The 11,721-nt window shown below is 52.2% G+C and carries 6 protein-coding genes; 1 reads left to right on the plus strand and 5 read right to left on the minus strand.

Going from position 1 to position 11,721, the window contains the following annotated elements; all coding sequences use genetic code 11:
* Positions 1–70: 70 nt before the first annotated feature.
* Together J7619_RS31190 and J7619_RS31195 are read right to left on the minus strand one after the other, a co-directional pair.
* Positions 71–1,900: a cytochrome-c peroxidase gene (locus J7619_RS31190; protein ID WP_291208524.1), complete on the minus strand. Its 1,830-nt coding sequence runs from the start codon at positions 1,898–1,900 to the stop codon at positions 71–73.
* 77 nt (positions 1,901–1,977) lie between these two features.
* Positions 1,978–3,447 (minus strand): hypothetical protein, encoded by a 1,470-nt coding sequence (locus J7619_RS31195; RefSeq protein WP_291208527.1) that lies wholly within the window; start codon positions 3,445–3,447, stop codon positions 1,978–1,980.
* 215 nt (positions 3,448–3,662) lie between these two features.
* On the opposite strand from J7619_RS31195, the gene bla reads away from it, so the two are divergent.
* Positions 3,663–4,547, plus strand: a complete 885-nt coding sequence (bla, locus tag J7619_RS31200) for a subclass B3 metallo-beta-lactamase (RefSeq protein ID WP_291208529.1) — start codon at positions 3,663–3,665, stop codon at positions 4,545–4,547.
* A gap of 13 nt (positions 4,548–4,560) precedes the next feature.
* Here the strand turns inward: bla and J7619_RS31205 are convergent, their stop codons facing one another.
* From J7619_RS31205 to J7619_RS31215, 3 genes are all read right to left on the minus strand, one after another.
* Entirely contained in the window at positions 4,561–6,480 is a 1,920-nt protein-coding gene (locus J7619_RS31205) for a tetratricopeptide repeat-containing sensor histidine kinase (protein WP_291208531.1), read from the minus strand.
* A gap of 274 nt (positions 6,481–6,754) precedes the next feature.
* Complete coding sequence (locus tag J7619_RS31210) at positions 6,755–8,482, minus strand: RagB/SusD family nutrient uptake outer membrane protein (protein WP_291208534.1); 1,728 nt, start codon at positions 8,480–8,482, stop codon at positions 6,755–6,757.
* A gap of 14 nt (positions 8,483–8,496) precedes the next feature.
* A complete protein-coding gene (locus J7619_RS31215; RefSeq protein WP_291208538.1) occupies positions 8,497–11,508 on the minus strand; it encodes a SusC/RagA family TonB-linked outer membrane protein in 3,012 nt (1,003 codons plus the stop codon).
* Positions 11,509–11,721 lie beyond the last annotated feature (213 nt).

Here is an 11,721-nt window from a genome sequence, read left to right on the forward strand (position 1 = left end):
ATATGGGTAGAAGATAACCGTACGCTTGTTTCGTAAAATCCCGTAGGGATGTAACAACCATTACCAGGCCCTACAAAATCTTCATAAACGCAACCAGCGCTCTTTTCTCGGCATCGGTTAAGTTGAGTTCGTCAAAAGGTAATGTCTGGTTTTCCAGATTAAAGCCCAACCCATTCCCGCCGCCGCGATCATAAAAATCGACCACCTCTTCCAGTGTCTTGAAAACACCATTGTGCATGTAGGGCGCGGTGAGCGCTACGTGACGGACGGTGGGGGTTTTGAATGCATAACGATGCGGTTCACGTTTGGTCAGCACAAATTTTCCGACGTCCGGATCCACGGCTTTGCCCTCGGCGGTGGCAGGCGTACCAAGCACTTCACTCTCGGTTTCGACATAAGCAGGCGGCACGGTACCATTGAAAAGCGGAAAGAAATGGCACGTAGCGCATTTGGCCTTCCCCATAAAAAGATTGAACCCGGCCTTTTCCTCGACGGTCAATGCATTTTCGGAACAACGGAAATGGCGGTCGAGGCGCGAGTCCAGTGATGATAATGACCGGATGTAGCTCGCGATCGCATTTTTAAGATTGCTTTCCGTCACGCCGTCGGCGTAAGCATCTTCGAAAAGCTTGCGTGATCCGTCCTGCTTGCGCAAAGCAGCTACGGCGTCGGGCAGCGAACCATGCATTTCATCAGGATTGCGGATCACGTCGCTCGCCTGGTCTTCCAGGAAAGTTACGCGGGAGTCGGCGAACTGGACGGCCTGGAAAGACGCATTCAATAAGGTAGGCGCATTGCGGCTGATCCGCTGGCCGTTGAATCCGACCGCAAAGCTCTTGGGCTCACCATCGGTAAAAGCTTTGTCGGGCTGGTGGCAGGTAGCGCACGTACGGCCCGAGTTATTGGATAATATTGGATTGAAAAACAGCATTTTGCCCAATGCAACACGCTGGGTCGTCATGGCCTGCTCCTCAAAGTTGATGAAGTAATTGGCATTGAATGCGCCCGAATCCGTGAGCGTACGTGCGGACGGGGACAGCAATCTTTTCTCCGTAAAAACCGGGATCCCCAGTACCTTCTGCGCGTCGAGCAACTGGCTGCTGAGCGGATTGGCATATTGCTTGATAAAAACCAGCCTGTCGAACGCATTGAAATCCGGAGACTTGCGGACGTACCGGATAGCTGCATGAAAGGTGCTATCGAGCCTGGCTCCCAATGCATTATTTTTACTGTTCCGAGTGTAATGCCCCCATTGTTCATGCACGCTTTCCAGCGCAGCGGCCGCTTCGGGCAACGAATGGAAAGCAACGGGCGAATCGAAGCCGGTGATGCCCATCGACACGATCCGGAAAACTTCCAGCCGCATGGCATCGAATATGTGGCTGTCGGTAAGGTCATTAGTTTCCGAGATCTTCCGAAGCCGGTTCACATTCGCGCGGATCACGTTGGCGGCATGCTCCATATCGGGATAAGCGTCAGTTGCGACTTCCGGAAATACCATTTCTTCCAAAACCTGAAAACCCTGCGGCTCATTCACACGAAGGTCGTCGTCCACTTCGGGGATGTTTGGGCCGTTGAGGGCGCGGGTGGTTTCGGGACTGTAATAAGCGGAAATGAATTCGACGCGCTTGTAGGCAATGCGGGCACGCTTGAAGGATTCCTGGATGGCGGCCGGCTGTTTCGCATGGATATTGGCCTGCAAACGGCTCACGGCACTGTCGAGCGAGGTGATGTTTTGCATAAAAGTCCGTTTCACCTCTTTGGCAGGAACGGCCTCCGGGCGTGTCAACCACCAGATCAGGCAGACGATCAGCGGGATAACGATGATCAGGAATATGGAAAAGAGCAGCCTCCTGTGGCGGTAAATAAATGAATTGGGGTTACGCTCGAATTTCAGCATGTTGCAGGAGTGGGTATTAATTCAAAAGGAAAACTCCTGGCCCGAAAATTCCGGCCAGGAGTCTGAAAACTATGTAATTAACGAGGCAGACCTTCAATGAGGATCAGCTGGCTGGCCTGGTTCTCCGATTTACGGACCGAGCCGCCGTCAACTCCCTTATATTTATCGCCGCGCCAGGTATGCGCCTGAATGCCGAGCATGAATGTGTTCGGGCGGCCGGTAACATCCGACACGTCGATCATCCCGCTGCTTTCCCACGAACCGAATGCGGAAGTACCGCCTACGTTGTATTTGGCCGCATCAGCCTCCGTACGACGGTGGTCGATTTCGAGAACAGGCGTCAATTGTTTCGTGTTGAGATTGAACTGGTATACATAACCGTCGTGTTTTTCGTCGCCGTAACCGTTCGGGTCCTCCATGATGTACACGTAGTCGAAAGTCGCGCAAACGTTATCCGGGTTCTGGAAAGTTTTGGCGATGCCGGTGCGGTCGTCGCCGTCGAGCAATACTTCCAGTTTGCCTTTGAGCGGGTCGTTCGCATCGAGTACGACGCGGTAAATACGGCCATACTTCGAGCGTGAATAGTCTGCATTCACCCCTTTGTCTTCCTGGCCCGTTACTGAGAAAATCACCTCGCGGCCTTGCGCAGCTCCACCCTTGCGGTAATCCACGTCTTCCACACGTCCGAATTTGATAGCTTTCAGATCATTCACTTTTCCGTTGATCTGCGCACCGGTCAGAGTCTTGTGGTTATCGATTTTCACAAACTCCACATCATAGGTAGAGCCTGGCTTCATGTCCATTTCTCGCTGGTTGTTGTCAGCGCGTTTCAGCATATAGAGCGAACCGTTATCGAGATCGCCCACGGTGCTCGACAAATACATCGCCAGCTGGCCACCGTTTACATCCGAATCGTCGTCACCGATCACAATCACGGTTTTGCCCGGATACGCCGTTTTAGGAAGCGGAACCGCGTTTTCAGCGCTCCAACGGCCAAGACCGGCCACTTCGCGGGAGATATTCGCCTGGCTTACGTTCGCATCTACGTTGAGCGCATGCGTACGCGACTCCTGGCCGCTTTCGCCGGAAGTCAGGAATACCGGACCGAAGCCGTGCTCGGCAGGCGTTACCAGCGTGGCTGAGCACAAACGCCAGGTTCCACCATCGGAGTTAAGCACATACTCCCCTTTTACAGGCTTGAAACCTTTATCGAGCGTAATGCGTGATACGGAGAAGTTATCTTCATTGTTCACCAGGATCGTGTAGTTGCCATCGGCATTCTGGAAAAGCCCCGCGCCGTCGGCCGACCCACCAAAAACGTAAGCGGGCGATTGTTCGAGCTGATCGTCGCTGCTCAGGAGTGAAAAGAGTTTCACATTGCTTGCCGCTACGCGTCCGGAAGTCGCGCCCGGGAGCAATTTGGCCAACACGGGCGTTACCGAGCGGTTTTGCAAGGTAATGTCCGGGCTGTTCGGATCGCGGTGATCCGTACACGCGCCCAGCGCAAGCAGGCCGGCCAATGCGGAATAAGTAAATAAAGGCTTCATGGTGAACATAAACTGATTAAGTGAAATAGTAGCACAAAGAACAGCCATTCACTTTTCGCGGAGTTTATGCATTTATTATCAGTTTGTTAAGAAGGCATGGCGGGCGTGGCCTGACGGGCGACCGCCGGGCCTGACGGCCCAACGGTCGGCGGTCAACAATTCACCTTGCACACCCGCGTCGTCGCGCCTATCTTTGCGCGCTTACCATCGATCCTATGCCGACACTTCAAAAAACACTTGTAACAACACTCATTGCAGGAGCTCTCCTCACTCCTTTTGCCACGCAGGCGCAAAGTAAAACGAGAAAATTGCCATTCGTCCAGCAGGAATGGTCGAAGGACTACCGCCCGTTCCGCATCGCCGGAAACCTTTATTATGTAGGCACTTACGACCTGGCTTGCTACCTCATTGCCACGCCCAAAGGGCATATACTGATCAACACAGGCCTCGAAGAATCGGTACCGCTCATCCGCAAGCACGTACAGGCGCTGGGTTTCAAATTTGAGGATATCAAAATTTTGCTGGCCACGCACGCGCACTACGACCACGTAGCGGGTATCGCGGCTATCAAAAAGGCCACCGGCGCCAAATTCATGATCCAGGAAAAAGACGCCAAAGCCATGGCCGACGGTGGCGCTTCCGACTATGCATTGGGTGGGCACGGAGCCACTTTCGAACCGGTACAGCCGGATCAACTGCTCAAAAACGGGGAAATTATCAAACTGGGCACCATGCAAGTAAAATTACTGCACCATCCTGGCCATACGCCCGGCGCAAGCAGCTTTTTACTGACAGTAAGGGATGAAAAACGCACCTACAAAGTACTGATCGCCAATATGCCGAGCATCCTGGACGAAACCAAACTATCCGGTATGCCCGGGTATCCCGAAGTAGGCAAGGATTATGCAAAAACACTGGCTAGCATGCAAAACGAGCAGTTCGATATCTGGCTGTCGTCGCACGCGAGCCAGTTTTCCCTGCACGAAAAACATAAACCTACGGACCCGTACCGTCCGGAAGCCTTTTTTGACAAAGCAGGCTACGACAAATCGCTCGCCGGGCTGAAAAAACGGTATGACGAAAAGCTGAAACAGAAATGATCAATGTTCCTGATCAGGCCGGAGAGAGTGAATCGACATTCTCTCCGGGCAGGAAAACGTAGAATGTAGTGCCGCTGCCCTCCTCGGTTTTAAACCAGAGCTTGCCTCCATGTGCCTCCACAATCTGTTTGGAGATATACAATCCTAAACCAAATGCCTGTTCACCGGCCGTGCCTGGGCGCCTGGAAGCGGTAAATGGATCAAAAAGGTTGGGTATGGCCTCTTTGGGAATGCCCAACCCGTGATCCTCGACGGAAATGGTAACGCCCTTATCCGACTGCGTCGTTTTGACCCGGATCGTCTCTCCATCGGGGCTAAACTTGATTGCATTCACAATGAGGTTATTCAAGACCCGGAGTAACTTATCCGGGTCCGCATGCACGACCGCCCGCGCAGGATCATCCAGGATAAGGCGCTGGTTTTTCTCGGCAGCGCGGAAAGTCAGCAATGTCACGGCGTGGTCCAGAAAAACCGGCAAATCCACGGGCTTTTTGTGCAACTCGGTTTCCTTGAAATCAAAATCCGTCTGGAGCAGATCGCTGATCATGTGCAGGCAGGTGGTGCTCGATTCGCGGATAAGCTCCACATATTGCTGCGCCTCCCCGGCCGTTGTGTCCTCGTCTTGCAGCAGCGAACACAATGCATTAATCCCGCCGATCGGATTGCGGAGGTCGTGCGCCAGAATTTTGATCAGCCGCGCGTAGTTCTGGTTGCTTTGCTCCAAAGCGTCGGTAGTCGATTCCAGTTGCCGGAACTGCATGGTCAGTACGCGATTGGTCTTTTTGCTCAGCTTCCAGTTCCGCCAGAGCACGACGATACTCAGCAACGTAAGCACACACACCGCTACGGCCAGTGTAAGCATTTCCGCATTGTACCGGGATTTCATCTCCGCCGAGATCAGCTGCTGGTCTTTGACGGCATATTCAATATAATCGATTCCCGAAACCCGGTCGATTTCGGCCTGCTCTTCAAACAGTTTCAGCAGTTTCTGGCTGTAAATGAATGCTTCGGCATTCTCCTTCCGGGCCGCATAGTAGTCGTACAGTTTCTTGCACACGTCGCGTGCGTACATGCGATAGTTTTTTTGCTCCGCCAGTTCGAGGGCCTTGTTGTAAAACTGAATGCCCTTGTCGCGATCCTCAGCCAGGTAATGATCGCCAAGGTCGAGCAAAAGATCCATACTGAGGTAGTTCAGTTCCAATGCCAGGGCTTTGTTGAGCGTCTCTTCCAGAAATGCCAGCCCCTTCTCACGTTGCCCGGTGTCGATCAGTTCGGTCGCCCTGAGCTGGTCGATTGCCAGTTCGAGGCGGACGTCCCGGTACTTTTCGGCAATCTTGTATGCCCTGTCGATGAGCGCTCGTCGACGCGTGCTGCTGAATTTCTGGGGATACAGCAGCATGTAGTTATAGATCACCAGCGCCGTAATGGAATCGTGCTCAATGCGGTCGCCAAGCGCCATGGCCCTGTCGTAATTGGCCTGCGCCTTGTCGTGGCGGCCACTGATATTGTATACCGAACCGATATTCATCAGCGTCTGCACGATATTCGACGAATCGTCCAGCGTTACATATTGATTATAAGCATCATTATAGTAGCGCAATGCGAGCTGGATATTGCCCTTGATATCGAACACCACGCCCAGGTTATTGGTGGCATCCGCCCGGCCTTTTTCGTAGTCGTTCCGATAGGCTATTTGCCTGGCTTGCAATGCATAGTAGAGTGTACTGTCGGCATTTTGTTCGTAGAAAAGCAGGGAAATCCGGTTGATAACATCCACATAGTTTGAACTGTCGCGAATGCCGGAAAGGCTCATTTGCAGCTCGCGGATTTTGTTGATCTGTGCCCAGGCGGAATGGAACGGCCCCAGTAATACCACCAAGCAAATGAAAACAGCCCTCATGTAACAAATCACGCCATAGTAGTTCCGAAACACTTCAAATAAATATTACAAACTTTCGATTTAAATCCAAGAAAAATAAAAATGCGCCCTTGCGGGGCGCATCCACCGTCCCGGAGCGCGGGATTCATCCCGCCGCTCCTTGCGACAGTGTTCAGTCATCGGTTTTAGTTAAATCTTATCCGTCGATTCAATCGACGGGAATTGATCAGAAAAATTTAAATCTCATCCATCGATTCAATCGACGGAAATTGATCAGAAAATTAGATCCTTGCCGTCGGTTTAAACCGACGGGAATTGATTAAATTGGCTAATAGCCGGGGTTTTGTTTAAGCTGCGGCGATGAGTTCAGCACCGTTTGCCCGATCGGGAAAATCTCGGTGTGATTGTCGGCGTCCGCGGTCTTGTCCCACCATGTACCTTTGTTGAACACGCCCCAGCGGATCATGTCCGTACGACGACGGCCTTCCACGAGGAACTCCCTACCCCATTCGTCGAGCATTTCCTGGTCGGTAAGCTGGCTGCCGTCCGCTTTGTAAAGGCTTGGCGAGCCGGCCGGGTAGTTACGTTTGCGGACTGCATTCAGCAATGCCGCAGCGCCCGCTTTATCGCCCGCCCGGTACTTGCATTCAGCCAGTGAATAGTAGATTTCCGCGAAACGGATCTCCGCATAGGCCGACGCAATCTTGTTCAGGTCGTCGCTTGGATAGAATGGATATTTCACCGGGAAAATACCCGAGTTGTTATCCGCATTGTTCATATTCGAAGTCTTGTCGGCGATCGGTGTGCCCGGTTTCGCATCAAGGAACTTACCCACCTGGTCGCGGAAATACAAAGCATAAGGGCCTTTGAAACCACGAACGGTATCAGGCTTGCCAGCCGAATTGGTATAGGTCAGGTAACCGTGCAGAAACATCCCCTCACGCTTGCTGTTGCCCAGATTCTTGTATTTTTTCAAGCGAACATCATCCGGATATTTCTGGAACTTCACAAACGGCTTGCCCAATGCATGGGGATACTCTTTTCCGTCCACATCCAGGCCCGGCTGCATCGCATATTTCGGGTTGGCATTGCCAAAATCGGTGAACCCGAAATAGCTGGGCGCCAGGTTGGGCAGCATCCAGAAGTACATCCCGCCGTCATACTGCCAGTGGGTAAGCCCGAAACTGCCGGGGAAACCGAACACCGTTTCCTTCGAGGTCGCATTGTTATAATCAAATGGTGCGTCCCAGCGCGATTCGAGCACGTAGGTTCCGTATTTCCCGTCGATCATTTCCTGGCAAAGCTTCGCGCAGTCTGCAAAGCGATCGGTACCGGTGTAGACTTTCGAGTTGAGATACAACCTCACCAGCAACGATACCGCACCTCCCTGCGTCCAGCGACCTACCGCATTTGCCCCCAGGCTCTGCACCGTCGGCAGTTTAGGTAGTGACTCTTTCAATTCCTGCTCAATGAATGCGAATGCCTCCTGAGGCGTAACTTGTGGTCCGCCGGTAGTTTCGCCTTTCACCTTGGTCACAATCACGATATTGCGATAGAAGTCCAGCAGGCGGATATTCAGCCACGCGCGGAGCGTGCGCAACTCGGCGATCATGCCATCGAGTTCGGCCTGGGTCATGTCGAATTTCGAAGGGTCCTTGATTCCCTGCAAATCTTCCAGCGAGTTGGTCGCGAGCGTTATACCGCCATACAATGCATTCCATGGATCGGCGGTAAAGCCGTCGTTGGGTGTCCAGGTGTGGTAATGCACCCGCTGAAACTGCCCGCCGTCAAACCAGTCGCCCTGGCGGTTGGGGGTCATGATCTCGTCGGAGCTGTTTTCCTGCAACATAAACGTGTTACCGCCCTGGATACTCCAATAGCTGTGCTCGAATGCGCGCAGGAAGTCGCGGGTTACGTCTTCGCGGGTTTGGAGGAAGTTGCCGGAAGTAATCCGGTCGTACAGCTCCTCGTCGAGGTTGGTACAGCCCACTGTCGCGAGCAACAGCATGCCTGCCCCGATTCTGGATGTGCTTTTAAATATATTAATGCTTTTCATTGTATTTCAAAATGTTAGAAGGTGAGCTGAACGCCCAGCAGCAACTGGGTGGTCGATGGGTAGTAATCGAGCGTACCGTTGTTATCCGGGTTTTTATTTACACCAGGGTACAGACCGTTCACGTTGATCAGGTCGGGATCACCGCCGGTGAACTTGGTGAAAGTCGCCAGGTTACGGGTGGTCGCGTAAATCCGCACCGATTGCAGGAATTTGGTCTGAACCGGCTGGGTATAGCTCAGCGTCACGTTATCGACTTTCAAGAACCCGCCTTGTTCGAGGAAGTAATCCGACAACGTTGAATACGTCGCGGGGTTCGTCAGTTTCGAATATTTGCTGCCGTCATAAGCCGATTTCAGCACATTGGCATTCTCCTGCGTCGCAGGCGTGCCCAGGTAGAATGCATAAGTGTTGAACAGCTTATAGTCAAACGCACCGCGCAGGAATACGCTCAGGTCCCATTTTTTGTATTTGAAATTATTGGAAAGACCCATCGTAAATTTCGGCAGGCCGTTTCCTACAAACTGCTTGTCGTCGTTCGTGGCCTGGTTACCGGGGATTACCTCACCCTTTTTATTATACACCAGCAACGCGCCTTGCTCGTTCACACCCGCCGATTTGAGCGCGTAGAAGCTCCCAATGCGGGTATCCTCCTGCAAGCGTTGCAACGTACCTGGGCTGCCCGGAGCCGGCATACCTACAACATCGACGTACTTCTGCCCCTTGAAAAGCGCATTCGAGAAGGATACGAACTTGTTGTTGTTATAAGCGCCTGTGAAACCGAGGTCATAAGAGAAATCGCCTTTACGGATTACCGATGCGTTCAACTGCAACTCTATGCCCGTATTACGCATGGTCCCCACGTTCGCGAAAGTCTGTCCCTGAATGTTCGGCGGGTTGGATACATTATAATTCCCCAGCAAGTCGCGGTTGGTACGGATGTAGTAGTTCAAACTACCGGAAACTTTGCTACCGAAAAGCTCAAAATCCAGACCGGCATTAAAGTTGGCCGCTTTTTCCCAGCGCAGATCGTAGTTGGTATTCTGGTTCGGGCCCCAAACCTGGTAGTTGATGCCATTGTACAGATAGTAACCATAACCGCCGTATGTATCAAGCGAAAGGTAGTTGCCAAAATCCTGGTTACCCGTCTCGCCGTAATCCGCACGTACTTTCAGCTCGTTCAGCCAGGGAATATCTTTCAGGAAACTCTCCTGCGTGGCACGCCAGGCCACCGAAGCCGCCGGGAAGTACCCCCATTTATTGGAATAACCGAATTTTGAAGACCCCTCCCGGCGCAAGCTGGCCGACAGGTAGTACTTCTGATCGAAATCGTAGTTCAAACGGCCGAAGAATGCGATCAGTTTAGAGGAATTCTTGTAAGAACCTACATTGTTGATTCCCTGCTGCAAGTTCCACAATCCGCTACCCAGGTTATTGTAGGTCAATACATTGGAAGGAAAATTCTCATTCTTCGCATTGAAACCGGAAGAGGTGAAATACTGGAATGAGTACCCGCCGAGCAACTTCACGGAATGCTTGTTCAGGTCCAGGTAATAGTTACCGATCCACTCGAAGCTTTTCTGGTCGTTTTCTTCCAAAATCTGCTCGCCGGTGTTCCGTTTGCTGCCATTGATGACCGTCGTCAGCGTCGAAGGAGTAAACAGATACCTTCTCATCGACGAGTTCACCTCCCCGATCGTCACCACCGTGTTCAGGTTTTCCAGGATATTGATCTTAGCCGAACCGTTCATATCCAGGAGCTTGTATTCCCGGTCGGACTTCACGCCCTTAGCGACTTCAACCGGGTTGTTGGCAAAAAATCCGGATGTCAGATAAGCATACTTGCCGATTGAGTCGCGTACGGAGAGCGTCGGGTTCAGGGTCAGTGCGTAGTTAAAACCGCTGTAATCGGCGTCGCTGTTTTTGGTATAGCGCGGCGCAGCGGTAAATGCCAGTTCGACGAGGTTATTGGCCGTCTTGTGGTTGATATTGATCCTTCCACCGTACTCGCGCTTGCTCGAACGAAGGTCAAGGCCGTTGGCATCGCGGTAGTCGAGGGAAGTGAAATAGTTGGTTTTGCCATTACCGCCCGAGAACTGGAGGGTATGCTTGTGCGAGAAAGATGGGTTGCGTTTCACCTCGTTCATCCAGTTGGTATTACCGCCGAAGTCGACGCCGCGCTTGTTACGCAGGAATTCGTCCTTCGAAAGCACTTCCAGCTGGTTGGTAGCCCAGTCGAAAGTGGTATAACCGTCATAGAATATACGCGAGCTTTCCGACCCTTTTTTGGTCGTGATCACGATTACCCCATTACTGCCGCGTGTACCGTAAATAGCCGATGCCGCACCACCTTTGAGGACGTCGATCGATTCGATCTCGTTCTGGTTGATGTTGTCGATATTACCGCCCGGCACGCCGTTGATGACAAACAAAGGCCCCAGGCCCGCACTGCGCGACGACGCGCCCCGCAACTGAATATTAGGCGAAGAGTTCGGGTCCGCCGCAGCCGTGTTGGTCACCGAAAGGCCCGCTACCTTGCCCTGGATGGCCATCAGTGGGTTGTTACCGCCTACGCGAAGCAGGTCTTTGCCCGAAAGGTGCGTAATAGCACTGGAAACCTCCTTTTTATTTAAAGAGCCATAACCGATCACGACTACCTCGTTCAGCTGCTTCTGGTCTTCGGCAAGGTTTACCTCGATAAACGTCTTGCCCGCGAGCGCTATTTCCTGAGTGATGTAACCCACATTTGAAATAACCAACGTCGCATTAGGGTTACCAACTTGCAACTTGAAAGTCCCGTCCACCTGGGAGACCGTTCCGTTGTTCGTTCCTTTTTCCAGAATCGCTACCCCCGGCAATACGTCTTTGGAATCCGAAATTTTACCGGAAATTTGTACGGTATTCTGAGCGCTGGCTTGCCAGGCCGAAAGTAGCAGCAGCAGACAGCCCAACCAGGCGGTTGCCCGCGCAAGAGAATGTCCGACCGGTAACAAGCGTCTGCCCTGGCCGGTAGATTTGTATAATTTCATTTTCATGAAGGATAGTAAGGTGAAAGGCTCCGCAGCGTTGTTACTTTTTAACTATAATATTGGATTAATTAAGACTGCTGCGAAGTTCCGGGTTTAGCGGATAACCGGGTGATCGTTTTGTCTCAATTTTGAATCAAAATGTCTCACCACCTGTTTTTATGATTTAACTAAGATTTTAGTGGATATCTTTACCTATTGGTTGTGTCGGGTCGT

Origin of the sequence: Dyadobacter sp. (genome assembly GCF_017744695.1) — a bacterium.
Lineage (GTDB): Bacteria > Bacteroidota > Bacteroidia > Cytophagales > Spirosomataceae > Dyadobacter.